A 16,649-nucleotide genomic window follows, 5' to 3' on the forward strand; every position below is an offset into this window, starting at 1 on the left:
GGCCCCTCGGTCGAGCCTGGATGTGGGTGATCCGGCCGCTCAGAGCGACCCGATGAAAGCCCCGAAACACAGCGCGAAACCGATCGTGGCCAGGTACAGCAGTTTATCGGAATTCAACCGATAGATCAGCGACAGGCTCCGCGATCCGCTTTGGATATATTCCATTGCATTCCCCTACTCGTTCAGAATCGGAGTAGCAGCCGATTGTGACCGAATTGAGGAAACAGGCCGGGCGCGCTGCCCTGCGGGACAGCCCCGTGTTGTCAGGGGCAGAAGATGTCGTTGAAGAGCGCGAAGACCATCATCGTTCCCAGCAGAGCCAGCCCGATGGCCATCAGCACGTTCAGCGCCCAGTCGCCCGGGGGCTTGCCGCGCACGGCCTCGTAGGCGTGGAACACCAGGTGCCCGCCATCCAGCACCGGGATCGGGAACAGGTTCAGCAGGCCCACCGCCGTGGACAGCACCGCGATGAACCAGATGAAGGACAATCCCCCCTGGCTGGCCGCCGCGCCGCTGGTCTGGGCGATGCCGATGGGGCCGCGCAGGTTGCAACTGCTGATCGCGCCCACCGCCATGTTATAGAGCCCCGACAGCGACGCGCGCACGATGAACACCGTCTGGTCCGCGCCATAGGCCAGCGCCTGGAACGGGCCCGGCGTTTCGGTCCGGGGCGAGAAGTAAAGCCCGCCGGTGATCCCGATCAGCCAGCGCGTCTCGAACCCGCCCTCCGACAGCGGCAGGTCCATGCGCTTGGGCGTCAGCGTCATCTCCAGCGTCTCGCCGCCCTGCCCGTCCGGATCCGGGCGCCACACGGTCACGTCCAGCGGCCGCCCGTCCGAGTTGCCGACGATGTCGCGCAGCTGCGAGAAGGCGAAGACCTCCTGCCCGTCGATCCGGGTGATGACGTCGCCGCGTTCGATCCCGGCCTCGAAGGCCGCCGATTGCGGGGTGACGCCCCCCACGAGCGGCGGTTCGGGATAGGCCCCCGCAACGGTGACGTCCGAGCCATCCCGCGCCACGGTGTAGTCCAGGACCGGCTGCATCGGCAGCTCGTCGATGAAGGCGTCCAGCCCGTCCAGCTCGGGCGTCTCGCGCCCCGCGATTTCCAGCAGGCGGTCGCCCGGCACGACGCCCTGCGCGACCGAGGGCAGCGGCTGCACCTCGTCCACCACCAGCGGATCGGTGGCGACGCCCCGGAACATGAGCACGGCCGAGAAGATCGCGATGGAGAGGATGAAGTTGAAGACCGGGCCCGCCGCCACGGTCGCCGCGCGCGCCCAGAGCGGCGCGCCGTGCATGGTGTGGCGCGGCGCGGTGCCGTCGGCGCCCACCGTGTCGGACTGGCTGACGCTGGTGGCATCCGCGTCGCCCGCGAATTTCACGTAGCCGCCGAAGGGCAACGCGGCGATCTGCCAGCGTGTGCCATGCCGGTCGGTGCGCGCGAACAGCACCGGCCCGAACCCGATCGAGAAGACATCCGCCTTGATGCCCGACCAGCGCCCCACGATGTAATGGCCGTATTCGTGGATCGCCACGATGACGCTCAGCGCCACGACGAAGGCCGCGACCGTGTAGAGGGCAGAGCCGAAGCTCGGGATCAGGCCGATCAGGTCCATCAAACTTCCTTCCTGGTGGTGCGAGCGGGCCCTGTCAAAGCTCCGCCATCACCCTGTCTGCCGTGGCGCGCGCCCGCGCGTCGATGTCGAGAACCATATCAAGGCTCGGAACGGCAATTCCAAGGCCACTTGACGACATGGTGTCGAGCGTTGCCTCGACGACCTCGGCCATCTGCGGAAAACTGACGCGCCCGTCGAGAAACCCGTCCAGCGCCCGTTCCTTCGCGGCGTTGAACACCGCGCCCGACAGCCCGCCCGCCGCCATGACCTCGCGCGCCAGCCGCAGCGCCGGGTACTTGACCTCGTCCGGCGCGCGGAAGGTGAACTGCCCCAGCGCCGCGAAATCCAGCCGCTCGACCGGCAGGTCATGGCGGTCGGGATGGTTCAGCGCGAAGCCGATGGCGTGGCGCATGTCGGGCGGGCCGATATGCGCCATGAGCGCGCCGTCGCGGAACCCCACCATGGCGTGAATCATGGATTCGGGATGGACCAGCGCCTCGATCCGCTCGGGCGGGATGCCGAAATATTCATGGGTTTCAATCAGCTCCAGCGCCTTGTTGAACAGTGACGCGCTGTCGATGGTGATGCGTTGCCCCATGTCCCAGTTCGGGTGGCTGGCCGCCTGCGCGGGCGTGGCGCGCGTCATCTCGTCCACCGTCCAGTCGCGAAAAGCGCCGCCTGAGGCGGTGATGATGACCCGCTCGACCGCCGCGATGTCCTCGCCGATGAGGGCCTGGAAGACCGCCGAATGTTCGCTGTCCACGGGCAGCACGGTTGCGCCGTGGCGCCGGGCGGTGTCCATCAGCAGCGGACCGGCGCAGACCAGCGACTCCTTGTTGGCCAGCGCCAGGGTCGTGCCCTGCTCCAGCGCGCGCAGTCCCGGGGGCAGGCCCGCGGCGCCGACGATGGCCGACATGATCCAGTCCGCCGGGCGCGCAGCGGCTTCGGTGATGGCCTGTGCCCCGGCCGCCACCTCGATGCCCGAGCCGTCGAGCGCGGCGCGCAGGTCGTCCAGGCAATCCTCGTGGGCGGTCACGGCCAGCTCGGCGCGGTGGCGGCGCGCCAGTTCGGCCAGACGTGCCACGTTGCGCCCGCCCGTCAGCGCCACCACCTGGAACTCGTCCGGCCGCCGACCGATCAGGTCCAGCGTATTGCCCCCGATGGACCCGGTGGCGCCCAGTACCGTGATCCGGCGCATCACTGTGCGGCGGTCAGGCCGGGCGGAAAGTCGATCAGCCGCGCGCTCATCAGCATCAGGACCGATGCGCCCAGCATCCCGTCGAAGCGATCAAAGAGACCGCCATGCCCCGGCAACAGGGACGAGCTGTCCTTGACCCCTGCCCGCCGCTTGACCGCGGACTCGGCGATGTCGCCGATCTGCGACGCCATCGACAGCGCCACCGCCACGCCCAGAAGCTGAGCGTTGGCGCCGGTGTAAAGCACGAAGAACAGCGCCACGATCGCCGCGCCGATCCAGCCCGCGATGGTCCCCGACCATGTCTTCTTGGGGCTGACGCGCGGCCACATCTTCGGGCCGCCGATGAAGCGTCCGGCGAAATAGCCCATCACGTCGGTGGCGATGACCACCAGCGCGAGCCACATCATCCACACGGCACCGTAATTTTCGCGCAGGGAATACATGCCGAAGCCCGCCAGCAGGATCGCAAGCGTGAAGATCGAATACGTCGCGCGCCGCTGGCCCAACTGCCCCACGCCCACGAAGATCGGGGCCAGCACCAGCGGCAGCGCGTACCCCGCCGGAAGAAGATCGGCGATCGTCAGGGCCAGGCCAGCCGCGCAGGCCAGCACGACGGCCGGCGCCTCGGGGTCCAGCATGCGCACCAGTTCCCACACCATCACACCGCTGATCAGGACCGTGAGCGCCAGGAAGGGCAGACCGCCCAGCCAGACGCAGATCAGGCCCACCACGGCGATCAGGGCGCCCACGCCGAAACGCGGCCCCAGGTCCGACCAGCGCCCGGCGTCGCTCATGCAGTCACGGCGCCGAAACGGCGGTCACGGGCGCCGAAACCGCCCAGGACGCGAGCGAATTCGGCCTTCGTGAAATCGGGCCACAGGGTGTCGATGAACTCGTACTCGGCATAGGCCGACTGCCACAGAAGGAAGTTCGAGATCCGGGCCTCGCCGCTGGTGCGGATCACCAGGTCCGGGTCCGGCAGGACATGGGTATCGAGAAACCGCGCGAGCGTGGTTTCGTCCACGTCCGCCGGGCTGAGCCGTCCGGCCGCGACCTCGGCGGCCAGGCGCTTCGTCGCGCGGCCCAGTTCGTCGCGACCACCGTAGTTCAGCGCGATCGTGAGATGCACCCGGTCATTGCGCGAGGTCAGCAGCTCCAGCTCGTCCATCAACCGCACGAGCTTGTCGTCCAGCCGCACCCGGTCGCCGATGAAACGCACCCGGACGCCCTCGGCCAGCAGGTCGCGTGCCTCGCGCTGGATATAGCGGCGGAAGAGCTTCATCAGGCCGGCGACCTCGGACTGGGTGCGTTTCCAGTTCTCGGTCGAGAAGGCGAAGATCGTCAGGTACTTCACGCCCAGGTCCGGGCAGGCGCGGACGATTTCCTTCACCCGGCGCGCGCCCATGTGGTGCCCGAACAGCCGTGGCCGCCCGCGCGACTTGGCCCAGCGGCCGTTGCCATCCATGATGCAGGCCACGTGGCGCGGCCCGCTGTCCGGAATGGTATTCTGCTCACCCGTGGCCATTTCAGGCTCTCCTTCCCCGCGATGCAGGTCTCAGACCTGCATGATCTCGGCCTGCTTGGACTCCAATGCCTCGTCCACCTTCTTGATGTAGGTGTTGGTCATTTCCTGCACCTCGGCTTCCCAGAATTTCTGGTCGTCCTCGGACAGGTTGTCGGCCTTGGCCTTCTTGATCTGGTCCATGCCGTCGCGGCGCACGTTGCGGATGGCGACGCGGGCGTTCTCGGCGTACTGGCCGGCCACCTTCGACAGGTCGCGGCGGCGTTCCTCGTTCAGCTCGGGGATGGGCAGCATGATGATCGTGCCGTTGAGCTGGGGGTTGATGCCCAGCCCGCTTTCGCGGATCGCCTTCTCGACCTTGCCCACCAGGCTCTTGTCCCAGACGTTGATGGTGACCAAGCGCGGCTCGGGCACGTTCACGGTGCCGACCTGGTTGATCGGCGTGGCCTGGCCGTAGGCCTCGACCATCACCGGCTCGAGCATCGAGGCCGACGCCCGCCCGGTCCGGAGCGAGCCGAACTCGCTGCGCAGATTGGCCATGGCGCCGTCCATCCGCCGTTGCAGATCGTCGGTATCCAGCATGAAGTCGTCGGACATGGGCAGTCGAATTCCGTCTGTTACTCGGTCACATTCAGGCGGTCTCTAGCGCAAACCGTGCGGAATCGCCACAGCCGAGTTCACGCCCCGCGCGGTCAGCCACGCACAATCGTGTAGGTGCCTTCCCCGGCCAGTATGCCCTTGAAGCCGCCGGGTTCGTCCAGCGAGAAGACGACGATGGGCAGATCGTTGTCGCGCGCCAGCGCGATGGCCGAGGCGTCCATCACGCCAAGGTGCTTCTGGAGCACCTCGTCGTAGGTGATCTTCTCATAGCGCTTGGCGTCGTCGTGCTTGGTCGGGTCCTTGTCGTAGACGCCGTCCACCTTGGTGCCCTTGAAGATCGCCTGGCAGTCCATCTCGGAGGCGCGCAACGTGGCGGCGGTGTCGGTGGTGAAATACGGATTGCCGGTCCCGGCCGCGAAGATGCAGACCCGCTTCTTCTCCAGGTGCCGCACCGCGCGGCGGCGGATATAGGGCTCGGCCACCTCGTTCATGGTGATGGCCGAGATTACCCGGGTGTGGATCCCGAGCTCTTCCAGCGCCGACTGCATGGCCAGCGCGTTCATCACCGTGGCGAGCATGCCCATGTAATCGGCCGTGGTCCGCTCCATCCCCTGCGCCGAGCCTTGCAGCCCGCGGAAGATGTTGCCGCCGCCGATGACCATGCAGATCTCGACCCCCAGGTCGTAGACCGACTGCACCTCGCGGGCGATGCGCTGCACGGTGGGCGGATGCAGGCCGTAGCCCTGGTCGCCCATCAATGCCTCGCCCGAGATTTTCAGAAGAACCCGGTCGAATGTGCGTTTCGACAATGTCTCGGACATGCGGACCCCCGGGCTTTTGCGTTGCGGCGCAAACTGTCGCAAAAGGGCCGCGGTGACAACGGGGCGCGGACGCGAAAAATGCAGATCGACAGGCTGGTGGGCGAAGCGGGCCGGGACGCGCCGGTGCTGATCGCGGGTCCCACGGCCAGCGGGAAGTCGGCGCTCGCGCTCGCCATCGCCGAGGCGACCGGCGGCACGGTGGTCAATGCCGATGCGCTCCAGGTCTATGGCCGCTGGCGTATCCTCACCGCCCGGCCCGACGCGGCCGAGACCGCCCGCGCCCCCCACGCGCTTTACGGTCACGTCGCGGCTACCCAGGACTACTCGGTCGGCCACTGGCTGCGCGAGGTGGCGGCGCTGATCGACGGTGGTATCCGGCCCATCGTGACCGGGGGCACCGGGCTCTATTTCACCGCGCTGACCGAGGGGCTGGCCGACATCCCCGCCACGCCGCCCGGGATTCGCGCGCGGGCCGACGCGATCCTGGCCGAGGACGGTTTGGCCGCGCTGCTGGACGCGCTGGATCCCAAGACCAGGGCGCGCATCGACACCCGCAACCCCGCCCGCGTGCAGCGCGCGTGGGAGGTGCTCGAGACGACCGGCCGGGGCCTTGCCGCCTGGCAGGACGCCACGCCCGCCCCCCTGCTGCCGTTGGACCGTTGCGTGGCCTTCCGCGTGGACGCTCCTCCCGCCGTGTTGACCCCCCGGATCGAGCAGCGGTTCGACGCGATGCTCAAGGCGGGCGCGCTGGACGAGATGCGCGCCAACCTGCCCGATTTCGATCCGGCGCGCCCCGCCGACCGGGCCATCAGCGCGCCCGAGCTGGCCGCCCACCTGCGCGACGGGATCCCGCTGGAGCAGGCCCGCGACGCGGCGGTGATCGCCACGCGCCAATACGCCAAGCGCCAGAGGACATGGTTCGCCAAGCGGATGCGCGGCTGGCGCGGCGTGCCATTGTCGACATGATCGAAACGGCGCGCGGTTTTTCTTTGACCGCGGGCCGGGCTGGGTTACCGTCTCGCCATCCGCTGCCAACCCGGAGACATCGCCGCCATGCTGGAAACAGGGATCGCCACACCCGGATATCGCATCACGCCCCTGCAACAGATCGCCAAGGGCGGGCGCTGGCGGACCGAGGCCATGCGCAGCTATGCCCAGCCGGTGCTGTACTGGTTCACCCGCGGACAGGGCCGGATCACGATCCAGGGGGCGACCCACGGCTATGGCCCGCACAACGCGGTTCTCCTGCCGCCCGGCACGATGCACGGCTTCGACACGCTGGGACAGGTGGCCGGCAGCGCCATCTTCCTGCGGCCCGACCCCTCGCTCGACGTACCCGAGACCGCGATCCACTTGCGCCTGCGGGACGCGACGCTCCAGGCCGAGCTGAACCTTCAGGTCGACAATATCCAGCGCGAGCTCGACCGCGGGGCACAGGCGTCCGACCGTGCGCTGCTGCACCACGCGGGCCTGATGCTTCTGTGGCTCGAACGACAGGCCGGCCCGGACTGGCAGGAGGGCGCCGAGCCCGGAGGCAGCGCCGGCCGCCTGGCCGCCGCGTTCACCGCCCTGCTCGAACGCGACTTCCGCCGGGGCCGCACCGTGGCGGAATACGCCGCGCAGCTGGGCATCACGCCCACCCATCTCAGCCGCGCCTGCAAGGCCGCGTCGGGACGCCCGGCCTCGGCCCTGCTGCAGGACAGGCTGCATTACGAGGCGCGGCGCCTGCTGCGGGAAACGTCGCTGCCGGTGAAGGACGTGGCGCAGGCGCTGGGCTTCCGCTCGGCCGCCTATTTCACCCGCGCCTTCCAGCAGCGCACGGGCCAGACGCCAAGCGCCTTCCGCCGCGGCGGGTAGCCGGCCGCGCCGCCCCGGGTGGTCCCGGCACCGGCCCGTCGTCGCGTTGCGTGCGGAACCTGATCGGTCCGGCGGCGTCATTCTGTGAAGCCCGCGCAGGAAAGGAACGGCACGATGAACAAGAACCGGCCCCGCCGCCTGCATCCCTTCGCCCGCACGCTTGCGGCCGAGCATCGGCACGGCCTGCTCGGCCGGCGCGAATTTCTGTCACGCGCCACCGCGCTGGGTCTGTCGGCGCCCACCGCGCTGGGCCTGATCGGGGCGCCCGGCCTCGCCCGGGCCGCCGGGCATGTCCGGCAGGGCGGCACGCTGCGCATCCAGCAGGAGGTGCGGCCATTGAAGGACACCCGCACCTACGACTGGTCGCCCATCGCCAACCTGACCCGGGGAACCCTCGAATACCTGATCGAGTACAACAACGACGGCAGCTTCCGCGGCATGCTGCTGTCGGGATGGGAAGTCTCGGACGACGCCACCCGGATCGTCCTGAACCTGCGGCCCGGCATCACGTGGTCGAACGGCGACCCGTTCACCGCCGCCGACGTGGTCCGCAATATCGAGCGTTGGTGCGACCGCTCGGTCCCTGGCAACTCCATGGCCGGGCGCATGGCCACTCTGATCGACGAGGGGACGGGCAAGCTCATCGACGGCGCGGCCGAGGTCACGGATGACCTGACCGTCACCCTGCGCCTGCGGCGTCCCGACATCACACTGATCCCGGGCATGGCGGATTACCCCGCCGCCATCGTCCACGAAAGCTATGACCCCGAGGAGACGGAGACCGCCATCGGCACCGGTCCCTTCCGCATCGCCGAGCATCTTCCGGGCGAACGCGCCGTGCTGGAACGCGACACCTCGCGGCCGTGGTGGGGCACCGAGATCTACGGCGGCCCGTTCCTCGACCGGATCGAGTTTATCGATTACGGCACCGATCCGCTGAACTGGCTGCGCGCCTTCGAGGCGGGCGAGATCGACATGAACTACGAATCGGTCGGCGAATTTATCGGCATCATGGACGATATCGGCCTGCGGAAATCCGAGATCCTGACCGCCGCCACCATCGTCATCCGTCCCAACCAGCTGGCCGAGGTCGACGGCCGCCGCCCCTATTCCGACCGCACCGTGCGCCGGGCGCTGCAGCTGGCCGTCGACAACGATGTCATCCTCGAGCTGGGCTACGGCGGGCGCGGCGCGGTGGCCGAGAACCACCACGTAGCCCCGGTGCACCCCGAATACGCCGAGCTGCCCCAGCTGGGTCCCGACCCCGCCCGCGCGCGCGAGATGATGGCCGAGGCCGGGCTGGCCGCGTTCGAACACGAGCTGGTGTCGATCGACGACGACTGGCGCCGCACCACCACCGACGCGGTTGCGGCACAGTTGCGCGATGCGGGTATCCCGGTGAAACGCACGGTGCTGCCCGCCGCCAGCTACCTGCCGAAATGGGACCAGTGGGCGTTTTCCTCGACCAACTGGAACCACCGTCCGCTGGGGGTTCAGGTCATGGCGCTCGCCTATCGCTCGGGCGAGCCGTGGAACGAGACCGGCTTCTCGAACGCCGCGTTCGACGAGACGCTGAACGACGCGCTGGGCATCGGCGACGCGGACCAGCGCCGCGCCAGCATGCGCACTCTGCAGGGCATCCTCCAGGAAGAGGGCGTGATCATCCAGCCCTACTGGCGGTCGCTCTTCCGTCACCACGTCGAAGGCGTGGTCGGCGCCGACATGCACGTGGCCTTCGAGATCCATCCCTACAAGCTGGCCTTCACCGACGACGCCTGATCGCGGAACAGACGACCGCCTGCGCCGTTGGACCGTCATCTCCGGCGAAAGGACGCGGCAATGGCGCAGAACGATCTCGACTGGTCCATCCCCATCATGCGCGCAGGCTATTCCGGCCGCGCCCTTGTCTATCTCGTGGTCGCGGGCTTCTCGCTCTGGGCCGTCAGCCGCGGGGGGCAGGCCGAGGGCACGATGACCGCGCTGCAATCGCTGGAACGGACGGCCTACGGCACGCTGATCCTGCTGGCCATCTTCGTGGGCATGCTGTCCTACGCGGTCTGGCGCCTGATCGACGCGGCCTGGGATCTAGAGGATTACGGCAGCGACGGCAAGGGGCTGATCGCCCGGATCGGCATGGTCGTCACCGGCCTGATCCACCTCGGCATCGGCATCGGCGCGCTGCTGCTGGTCTTCACGGCCTCGGGCGATGGCGGCGGCTCGACCATCGCGCAGGCGGCCAACACCGTGATGGGCTGGCCCGGCGGGCGCCTGCTGGTCGGCGCGGCGGGCGTCGTGACCGTGGGCGCGGGCCTCTATTACCTGAAAAAGGCCTGGAACCGCGAATATCGCACGCACCTGATCGGCAATCCCGTGACGCGCAACTTCGACCCGGCCCTGCGCGGCGGCGTCGCCTCGCAAGGTTTCGTGGTGACGGTGATCGGCGGCTTCCTGGTCTACGCCGCCATGACCGCCTCGGGCAGCGAGGCCGGCGGGCTCGGCAAGACCTTCGACTGGCTCAGCGGACAGCCCTACGGGCGCGTGCTGGTGGGCCTGCTCTGCGTCGGGCTTCTGGGGTTCGCGTTGTTCTGTGCCGTGAACGCGGCCTACCGGATCGTGCCGAAGGCCAGCCATGGCAGCCTCGACACGCTGAAGGCCAAATTCAAGCAGAAGGCGGCCTAGTCGCCCAGGATGATCTTCACGTAATTCATCGTCTCGCGGTAGGGCGGCACGCCGCCGTGCTTCTGCACCGCGCCCGGCCCCGCGTTGTAGGCGGCGAGCGCCAGCCGCCACGACTTGAACGTGTCGTATTGCTGGCGCAGGTAGCGCGCGCCGCCGTCGAGGTTCTGACGCGGCCGGCGCGGATCGACCTTCAGCCGTGCCGCGGTGCCCGGCATCAGTTGCGCCAGACCGATCGCGCCCTTGTGCGACACCGCGTTGGGGTTCCAGCCGGACTCCTGCTGGACCAGGCGCAGGAACAGGTCCTCGGGGATGCCGTGCTTGCGCGCGCTGGCCCGTGCCACGGGCAGGTATTCGCCGCGATACTTGCCGGTGAAGCGCTGGACAGGCATGTCGCCCGCACGGGTCACGGGCTTCGCGATCTTGGGCTTCAGCTTGTCCGACCCGCGATACTGGCTCGAGGCGCGGCCATCCAGAACGTCCAGCTTGTCGAGAAACAGCGCCCGCCCGCTCTTGGACGACATGCTGAGCGCGTCCGCAGACGCGGTGGTGGTCATCGCGGCGGAAAGCAGCCCCGCCAGGAAGATCGCGCGTCGCATCGCGCCCCCCATCCCTGTCCCTGTTGCCGCCGACTATAACCCGAAGTGGCGATTCGGGAAGTCCCGGGCCATGGGCGGGTTGCTGGCGGGCGGCTTTGACGGATATAGCGGAGCGCAGCGCCGACACATCACACGCAAGACAAAAAGGGAGGCACCCCAATGGCGGGTTCCGTGAACAAGGTCATCCTGATCGGCAATCTGGGCCGCGACCCCGAGGTCAGGACGTTCAGCAACGGTGGCAAGGTCTGCAACCTGCGCATCGCCACGTCCGAGAACTGGAAGGACCGCAATACCGGCGAACGGCGCGAGCGGACCGAGTGGCATTCCGTCGCCATCTTCTCCGAGCCCCTGGCCCGCGTGGCCGAGCAATACCTGAAGAAGGGCTCGAAGGTGTATATCGAGGGCCAGCTGGAAACCCGCAAATGGCAGGACCAGTCGGGCCAGGACCGCTATTCCACCGAGGTCGTACTGCGCCCCTACAAGTCCGAACTGACCATGCTCGACGGCCGTGACGGCGGCGGCGGTGGCGGCAACTACGGCGGTGGCGGCGGCGGATACTCCGACGACCGCGACGACGGCTACGGCGGCGGGTCGGGCGGCGGCGGCCGCGGCGGTTCGGGTGGCGGCTATGGCGGCCCGCCCGCCAGCGACATGGACGACGAAATCCCGTTCTGATCGCCATTGCGCAGGATCCGGGTCGCCCCGCGCGGCCCGGTGACCGATCCATGGGCCAGGCTTCTCGAAAGGCTTGGCCATGGTGCAGACCGCATTCGCCCTGATCCTCTTCCTCGCGCCCCTGGCCTACAGCCCGGGGCCCGGGAACCTGTTCTTCGCAGCCAACGGCGCGCGATTCGGCCTTCGGGCCACGCTCCCCGCCAACGCGGGCTATCACCTCGCCACCTGGATCGTGACGGCGGCCATCGGTATGGGATTCCTCGCTGCCACGGCGCGGCACCCGCAGATCTTCGCCGCGCTGAAAACCGCCGGGGCGGCCTACGTGCTGTGGCTGGCCTGGCGGCTGGCCCGCGCGGGGCGCCACGACAGCGACCGAGCCGCGCGCCCGGCGGGGTTCGTGGATGGCGCGGTGCTGCTGCTTCTGAACCCCAAGGCCTATGTCATCATCGCGCTGATGTTCACGCAGTTCCTCGGGACCGACGCGACAGGAACCCTGGCCCCGGTCCTGCTGATCGCCACGGTCTTCACCCTCAACAACCTGCTGGCCTTCCTGGCGTGGACATGGGCCGGCGACGCGCTGGCCGCCCGCTTTGCCGATGAACAGGACGCGGCGCGGCTGAACACCGGCTTCGCGGTGCTGCTGGCCGGCGTGGCCCTGTGGATGTTGCTGGCCTAGGCCGCGCGGGCCGCGTCGAGCGTGGCCAGAACGGCCTCGGCCGGGACATCGGCGGTGACGAAGGCCTGGCCGATCCCGCGTGCGAGGATGAATCGCGGGACGCCGTCCACCACCTTCTTGTCCTGGCCCATCAGGTCCAGCAACGCCTGCGACGGCGGCAGCGCGCCCGGGATGTCGTCCAGCGACCGCTTCATGCCCATGGCCTCGAGATGCGCGCGCACGCGGCTGGGCTCTTCCTGGCTGCACAGCCCCAGCCGCGCGGACAGGTCGAACGCCAGCGCGCAGCCGATGGCCACGCCCTCGCCATGCAGAAGCCGGTCGGAATAGCCGGTCGCCGCCTCGAGCGCGTGGCAGAAGGTGTGGCCCAGGTTCAGAAGCGCGCGGTCGCCCTGCTCGGTCTCGTCGCGCATGACGATATCGGCCTTCATCTGCACGGATCGCTGCACGGCCTGCGCCCGCAGCGCGCCGTCCCCGGCGGCCAGCGCGGGGCCGTTCGCCTCGAGCCACCGGAAGAACTCCGCGTCGCCCAGCAGGCCGTATTTCGCGACCTCGCCGTAGCCGGCCCGGAAATCGCGCGGCGTCAGCGTGTCCAGCACATCCGTATCGGCCAGGACCAGGCTCGGCTGGTGAAACGCGCCCACCAGGTTCTTGCCGGCGGGCGAGTTGATGCCGGTCTTGCCGCCGACCGAGCTGTCGACCTGCGCCAGCAGCGACGTGGGCACCTGAACGAAGCGCACGCCGCGCCGCAGGATCGCGGCGGCGAAGCCCACCAGGTCACCGATGACCCCACCGCCGAGCGCGATGACCACGTCCCGCCGCTCGACCTTCTGGGCCAGCAGCCATTCCACGACCTCCTGCAGGCGGGCCCAGCTCTTCGTGGCCTCCCCCGGCGGCAGCGTCAAAGCCTCGGAGGCGATGCCCGCGTCCATCAGCGCGGCTTGCAGCGGCGCGAGATGATGCGCCGCGACCGTCTCGTCGGTGACGACCACCACGCGCGGGCGGCTGAGCAGCGGCGCGACCAGCGCGCCCGCCTGACCGATCAGCCCCGGACCGATCCGCACGTCGTAGGACCGCGCGCCAAGGTCCACGTGAACGACGCCGCCGCTCACAGCTCGACCTCCGCGCCCAGCACCCCGCCATGCACCGACAGTGCCGCGATGACCTTCTGTGCCATCTGCTCGATGCTCAGCCGCCCGTCGGCATCGACGATGACGCCGGCTTGGGAATAGGCCGGCTCGCGCTTGGCGCAAAGCTCGCTCAGCGTGGCTTTCGGGTCGGGCGTGCGCAGCAGGGGGCGGGTGTCCTTGTGGCGCACGCGGGACCAGAGGAGTTCGAGATCGGCGCGCAGCCACACGGCAATGCCCCGCGCGGCGATCATCTGGCGATTGCGCTCGGCCAGGAACGCCCCGCCGCCCGTGGACAGGACCGATGGCGTCCCGTCCAGCAGGCGCGACAGGACCTGGCTTTCCTTCTCGCGGAAATAGGGCTCGCCGTAGCGATCGAAGATCTCGGGAATCGACAGGTTCGCGGCGCTGACGATCTCGGCATCCGAATCGACGAAGGGGGCATCCAGGAGGCGGGCCATGGCCGTGCCGACGGCGGTTTTTCCCGCGCCCATCATGCCCACGAGCGCGACGGTTTTCTGCAAGGTGCGGCTCAAACGGCGTTCCCCCGCTCATATTGTTGCAATCCGGCCTTGAATGGCGTGAAACTGCCGAAAAGACCAGTTATAAAAGCGGCAATCGGCGCTCAGAACGCCGCGGGCCGGGGCAGGATCAGCAAGGGGCACAGCTTTTGTTCAGACTTTTCAAGGCACTGATTTTCCTTCTGATCCTCGGCTTCATCGGGCTTGTGGGTTACGCCTATCTGGGCGACATGTCGCCCGATCAGTCGCAACAATCGGTTCCCGTCACACTGGATGGTCAATAGCCGCGTCCTTCTCATGGCCTGCGCCTTTCCCGTGGCCGCCGCGGCGCAAGACCGTGTGCCGTTGTCGGCCATCGGGTGGCTGTCGGATTCCGTGACCCTGCCCGCCGCGCTGCCGCGCCCCGTGGCCCCCGATGCGGCCGAGCCGCCGGTGGCGTCGAACGCGCTGCCCGGCCGGGTGACGGTCCGTCCGCTGGATGGCCCCGACGCGCCGCCCGCGGCCCTTGGCCTGTTCTCGCCCGCCTCGCGCGGGCTGCCGTCCGAGCTGTGGGCAACGGGGGCCGAGCCGGAGCTTGACGCCATCCGCCCGGCCACCCTCGCCGCCAGCCAACGTCTGCTGCACGACCTGTTGGCCGCCGACCCGGGACGCAGCGGTGCCGACGACGCGGACGAGGCACTGTTCCTCGAACGGGTCGACGCGCTGATGGGGCTGGGCCAGCTCGATACCGCGCGATCCATGCTCGATCTCGCGGGGCGCGACCGGCCGCGGTCGTTCCGGCGCTGGTTCGACATCGCGCTGCTGACCGGGCAGGAGAACGCGGGCTGTTCGGCCATGCGGCGGCTGCCGCAGATCACGCCCACCTACCCCGCGCGCATCTTCTGCCTGGCGCGCGGCGGCGACTGGCGCGCGGCGGAGCTGACGCTCGAGACGGCGCGCAGCCTCGATGTCATCACCGCCGCCGAGGCCGAGCGTCTGCGCCTGTTCCTGGACGAACTGGCCGATCCGCTGATGCTGCCCCCGCCGGTTTCGCCCTCGCCGCTGGACTTCGCGATCCTGGCCGCTGTGGGCGAGCCGCTGCGCACCCCTGCCCTGCCGCTGGCCTTCGCCCATGCCGACCTGAGGCCGATCACCGGCTGGAAGCTGCGGCTCGACGCCGCCGAACGGCTGGCCCGGCGCGGCGCCATCACGGCCGACCGGCTGTGGCAGATCTACGGCGAGCGGGCTCCGGCCGCCTCGGGCGCGTTGTGGGACCGGGTGGACCTGGCGCAGCAGCTCGACGCGGCCGTCGAGGCGGCGGAACCCGCCCGGGTCAGCGCGCTGATGCCGCAGGTGTGGAACGCGATGCAGGCGGCGGGGCTGACCCACGCGCTTGCCGCGCGCTATGCCGACGACCTGGGCCGCCTGCCCCTGACCGGACCCGCTCGCGACATTGCCGCGCAACTGTCCGCCCTGACCGGCGCGCCCGCGACCACGCCGCTGCTGCCATTCGTCGCCGCCTTGGTCGAGGGCGGCGATGCCCCCTTGCCCGCCCAATCCCCGCTGGAAGCCGCGATCGCGGACGGTCTTCGGGTGACGGCCCCGCCGGCCCGGGCCGCACGCTCCATCGCCGAGGGGCGCCGCGCCTCCGCCGCCATCGACGCCGCCGCCCTGCTGGATGACGGGGCCGAGGGCAACCTGGACGCCATCCGCCAGGGCCTTGCCACCCTCGTGGCCGCGGGCTTCCACGACGCGGCCCGCCGCGCGGCCATAGAACTTGCCATACTGGGACCCGATGCATGAGTGACGCCAGCGACATCGCCACCTTCCTCGACGCGCAGGCCGCCGAGCTGGACGCGGCCACAAACACGCAGCTGGCCTATGCGCGCGACCTGCAGCACTTCGCCGACTGGCTGGACGACACGCGGCTGACCCAGGCGCAGCGCGGCCAGATCGAGGATTACCTGGTGCATTGCGACGCCCAGGGCCTTTCGGTGGCCACGCGCGCGCGGCGGCTGTCGGCGATCAAGCAGTTCTTCCGCTTCGCCGTCGAGGAGGGCTGGCGCGACGATCACCCCGCGATCCAGATCAAGGGACCGGGACGCGCGCGCCGCCTGCCGAAGACGCTGGAGGTCGACGAGGTCGAGCGCCTGCTGGATGCCGCGCGCCGCACCGGACGCTCCACCGCCGACCGGCTGCGCAACACCTGCCTGACCGAGCTGCTCTACGCCACGGGGATGCGCGTATCCGAGCTTGTCGGCCTGCCGGTCAGCGCCGCGCGGGGCGATCCGCGCATGCTGCTGATCCGGGGCAAGGGCGGGCGCGAACGGATGGTGCCGCTGTCGGAACCGGCGCGCGCCGCGCTGTCGGCGTGGCTGTCGGTGCGCGATACCGCCGATGCCGACGCGGTCGCCAAGGGCGCCAAGGCCTCGGTCTTCCTGTTCCCGTCACGGGGGAAATCGGGCCACCTGACGCGGCACCGGTTCTACGTCCTGATCAAGGAACTGGCGGTCACGGCCGGGGTCGATCCGGCCAAGGTGACGCCGCACACCCTGCGCCACGCCTTCGCCACGCATCTTCTGGCGGGCGGCGCCGACCTGATGGCGATCCAGACATTGCTGGGCCACGCCGACGTGGCCACGACCGAGATCTACACCCACATTCTCGACGCCCGGTTGCAGGAATTGGTGCTGGATCATCACCCGCTTGCGGCGCCCAAGGGTTGAAGCGGGCGCATCCCCGCCCCATAACCTGAGTTCACGCCCCTGACATTGGCCAAATCGGT

The 16,649-nt window shown here is 69.3% G+C and carries 19 protein-coding genes; 9 read left to right on the plus strand and 10 right to left on the minus strand.

Annotation, left to right across the window (positions count from 1 at the left end; translation table 11 throughout):
* Positions 1-39: 39 nt before the first annotated feature.
* The 7 genes from BUB76_RS18245 to pyrH all read right to left on the minus strand — a co-directional run bounded on the left by BUB76_RS18245 (position 40) and on the right by pyrH (position 5,757).
* On the minus strand, positions 40-165 hold the full coding sequence (locus BUB76_RS18245) for a hypothetical protein (RefSeq protein ID WP_269085812.1): 126 nt from the start codon (positions 163-165) through the stop codon (positions 40-42).
* 98 nt (positions 166-263) lie between these two features.
* Positions 264-1,616: an RIP metalloprotease RseP gene (gene rseP / locus BUB76_RS01930; protein ID WP_073126079.1), complete on the minus strand. Its 1,353-nt coding sequence runs from the start codon at positions 1,614-1,616 to the stop codon at positions 264-266.
* 34 nt (positions 1,617-1,650) lie between these two features.
* Positions 1,651-2,814: a 1-deoxy-D-xylulose-5-phosphate reductoisomerase gene (gene dxr / locus BUB76_RS01935; RefSeq protein WP_073126080.1), complete on the minus strand. Its 1,164-nt coding sequence runs from the start codon at positions 2,812-2,814 to the stop codon at positions 1,651-1,653.
* Positions 2,814-3,608 carry a phosphatidate cytidylyltransferase gene (locus BUB76_RS01940; RefSeq protein WP_073126083.1) on the minus strand — a complete coding sequence of 265 codons (795 nt, stop codon included), beginning with the start codon at positions 3,606-3,608 and terminating at the stop codon, positions 2,814-2,816. The genes dxr and BUB76_RS01940 overlap by 1 nt, the downstream gene beginning before the upstream one ends.
* Complete coding sequence (gene uppS / locus BUB76_RS01945) at positions 3,605-4,339, minus strand: polyprenyl diphosphate synthase (protein WP_073126086.1); 735 nt, start codon at positions 4,337-4,339, stop codon at positions 3,605-3,607. The genes BUB76_RS01940 and uppS overlap by 4 nt, the downstream gene beginning before the upstream one ends.
* A 30-nt stretch (positions 4,340-4,369) precedes the next feature.
* A complete protein-coding gene (gene frr, locus BUB76_RS01950; RefSeq protein ID WP_073126088.1) occupies positions 4,370-4,933 on the minus strand; it encodes a ribosome recycling factor in 564 nt (187 codons plus the stop codon).
* 95 nt (positions 4,934-5,028) lie between these two features.
* The gene (gene pyrH / locus BUB76_RS01955; RefSeq protein WP_073126090.1) at positions 5,029-5,757 is read right to left on the minus strand and encodes a UMP kinase; all 729 of its coding nucleotides are present in this window, start codon (positions 5,755-5,757) and stop codon (positions 5,029-5,031) included.
* 78 nt (positions 5,758-5,835) lie between these two features.
* Here pyrH and miaA point away from each other — a divergent pair, with 78 nt between their 5' ends.
* From miaA to BUB76_RS01975, 4 genes are all read left to right on the plus strand, one after another.
* Positions 5,836-6,723, plus strand: a complete 888-nt coding sequence (gene miaA / locus BUB76_RS01960; RefSeq protein ID WP_073126092.1) for a tRNA (adenosine(37)-N6)-dimethylallyltransferase MiaA — start codon at positions 5,836-5,838, stop codon at positions 6,721-6,723.
* A gap of 87 nt (positions 6,724-6,810) precedes the next feature.
* On the plus strand, positions 6,811-7,614 hold the full coding sequence (locus BUB76_RS01965; protein WP_073126094.1) for a helix-turn-helix transcriptional regulator: 804 nt from the start codon (positions 6,811-6,813) through the stop codon (positions 7,612-7,614).
* Positions 7,615-7,728: 114 nt separating this feature from the next.
* A complete protein-coding gene (locus BUB76_RS01970) occupies positions 7,729-9,393 on the plus strand; it encodes an ABC transporter substrate-binding protein (protein WP_073126096.1) in 1,665 nt (554 codons plus the stop codon).
* Positions 9,394-9,453: 60 nt separating this feature from the next.
* Positions 9,454-10,293 (plus strand): DUF1206 domain-containing protein, encoded by an 840-nt coding sequence (locus tag BUB76_RS01975; protein WP_073126098.1) that lies wholly within the window; start codon positions 9,454-9,456, stop codon positions 10,291-10,293.
* Here BUB76_RS01975 and BUB76_RS01980 read toward each other — a convergent pair.
* Complete coding sequence (locus tag BUB76_RS01980; protein WP_073126526.1) at positions 10,290-10,889, minus strand: lytic transglycosylase domain-containing protein; 600 nt, start codon at positions 10,887-10,889, stop codon at positions 10,290-10,292. The genes BUB76_RS01975 and BUB76_RS01980 overlap by 4 nt on opposite strands.
* 159 nt (positions 10,890-11,048) lie before the next feature.
* On the opposite strand from BUB76_RS01980, the gene ssb reads away from it, so the two are divergent.
* Both ssb and BUB76_RS01990 read left to right on the plus strand, forming a co-directional pair.
* Positions 11,049-11,564: a single-stranded DNA-binding protein gene (gene ssb / locus BUB76_RS01985; protein WP_073126099.1), complete on the plus strand. Its 516-nt coding sequence runs from the start codon at positions 11,049-11,051 to the stop codon at positions 11,562-11,564.
* Positions 11,565-11,643: 79 nt separating this feature from the next.
* Entirely contained in the window at positions 11,644-12,240 is a 597-nt protein-coding gene (locus BUB76_RS01990) for a LysE family translocator (RefSeq protein ID WP_073126102.1), read from the plus strand.
* On the opposite strand, the gene aroB is transcribed toward BUB76_RS01990, so the two are convergent.
* The gene (gene aroB / locus BUB76_RS01995) at positions 12,237-13,349 is read right to left on the minus strand and encodes a 3-dehydroquinate synthase (RefSeq protein ID WP_073126104.1); all 1,113 of its coding nucleotides are present in this window, start codon (positions 13,347-13,349) and stop codon (positions 12,237-12,239) included. The two genes, BUB76_RS01990 and aroB, sit on opposite strands and share 4 nt — an antisense overlap.
* Positions 13,346-13,900: a shikimate kinase gene (locus BUB76_RS02000; RefSeq protein ID WP_073126106.1), complete on the minus strand. Its 555-nt coding sequence runs from the start codon at positions 13,898-13,900 to the stop codon at positions 13,346-13,348. The genes aroB and BUB76_RS02000 overlap by 4 nt, the downstream gene beginning before the upstream one ends.
* A 23-nt stretch (positions 13,901-13,923) precedes the next feature.
* Here BUB76_RS02000 and BUB76_RS17540 point away from each other — a divergent pair, with 23 nt between their 5' ends.
* From BUB76_RS17540 to BUB76_RS02010, 3 genes are read left to right on the plus strand one after another with little or no spacing between them, the layout of a single operon-like run.
* Positions 13,924-14,169 carry a hypothetical protein gene (locus BUB76_RS17540; RefSeq protein WP_139250749.1) on the plus strand — a complete coding sequence of 82 codons (246 nt, stop codon included), beginning with the start codon at positions 13,924-13,926 and terminating at the stop codon, positions 14,167-14,169.
* Positions 14,159-15,667, plus strand: a complete 1,509-nt coding sequence (locus BUB76_RS02005; RefSeq protein WP_073126108.1) for a hypothetical protein — start codon at positions 14,159-14,161, stop codon at positions 15,665-15,667. The genes BUB76_RS17540 and BUB76_RS02005 overlap by 11 nt, the downstream gene beginning before the upstream one ends.
* The gene (locus tag BUB76_RS02010) at positions 15,664-16,590 is read left to right on the plus strand and encodes a tyrosine recombinase (protein WP_073126111.1); all 927 of its coding nucleotides are present in this window, start codon (positions 15,664-15,666) and stop codon (positions 16,588-16,590) included. Before BUB76_RS02005 ends, BUB76_RS02010 begins: the two co-directional genes overlap by 4 nt.
* Positions 16,591-16,649 lie beyond the last annotated feature (59 nt).

This window comes from Palleronia salina (genome assembly GCF_900141995.1).
GTDB classification, from domain to species: Bacteria; Pseudomonadota; Alphaproteobacteria; order Rhodobacterales; family Rhodobacteraceae; genus Palleronia; species Palleronia salina.

Excerpts from the sequence above, each read along its gene's own strand:
- dxr (WP_073126080.1), bottom strand. The coding sequence starts at position 2,814 with ATGCGCCGGATCACGGTACTGGGCGCCACCGGGTCCATCGGGGGCAAT.
- BUB76_RS01965 (WP_073126094.1), top strand. The coding sequence starts at position 6,811 with ATGCTGGAAACAGGGATCGCCACACCCGGATATCGCATCACGCCCCTG.
- uppS (WP_073126086.1), bottom strand. The coding sequence starts at position 4,339 with ATGGCCACGGGTGAGCAGAATACCATTCCGGACAGCGGGCCGCGCCAC.
- ssb (WP_073126099.1), top strand. The coding sequence starts at position 11,049 with ATGGCGGGTTCCGTGAACAAGGTCATCCTGATCGGCAATCTGGGCCGC.
- BUB76_RS01970 (WP_073126096.1), top strand. The coding sequence starts at position 7,729 with ATGAACAAGAACCGGCCCCGCCGCCTGCATCCCTTCGCCCGCACGCTT.
- pyrH (WP_073126090.1), bottom strand. The coding sequence starts at position 5,757 with ATGTCCGAGACATTGTCGAAACGCACATTCGACCGGGTTCTTCTGAAA.
- rseP (WP_073126079.1), bottom strand. The coding sequence starts at position 1,616 with ATGGACCTGATCGGCCTGATCCCGAGCTTCGGCTCTGCCCTCTACACG.
- BUB76_RS01990 (WP_073126102.1), top strand. The coding sequence starts at position 11,644 with ATGGTGCAGACCGCATTCGCCCTGATCCTCTTCCTCGCGCCCCTGGCC.
- BUB76_RS01940 (WP_073126083.1), bottom strand. The coding sequence starts at position 3,608 with ATGAGCGACGCCGGGCGCTGGTCGGACCTGGGGCCGCGTTTCGGCGTG.
- BUB76_RS01980 (WP_073126526.1), bottom strand. The coding sequence starts at position 10,889 with ATGCGACGCGCGATCTTCCTGGCGGGGCTGCTTTCCGCCGCGATGACC.
- miaA (WP_073126092.1), top strand. The coding sequence starts at position 5,836 with ATGCAGATCGACAGGCTGGTGGGCGAAGCGGGCCGGGACGCGCCGGTG.
- BUB76_RS02005 (WP_073126108.1), top strand. The coding sequence starts at position 14,159 with ATGGTCAATAGCCGCGTCCTTCTCATGGCCTGCGCCTTTCCCGTGGCC.
- BUB76_RS18245 (WP_269085812.1), bottom strand. The coding sequence starts at position 165 with ATGGAATATATCCAAAGCGGATCGCGGAGCCTGTCGCTGATCTATCGG.
- frr (WP_073126088.1), bottom strand. The coding sequence starts at position 4,933 with ATGTCCGACGACTTCATGCTGGATACCGACGATCTGCAACGGCGGATG.
- BUB76_RS02010 (WP_073126111.1), top strand. The coding sequence starts at position 15,664 with ATGAGTGACGCCAGCGACATCGCCACCTTCCTCGACGCGCAGGCCGCC.
- BUB76_RS01975 (WP_073126098.1), top strand. The coding sequence starts at position 9,454 with ATGGCGCAGAACGATCTCGACTGGTCCATCCCCATCATGCGCGCAGGC.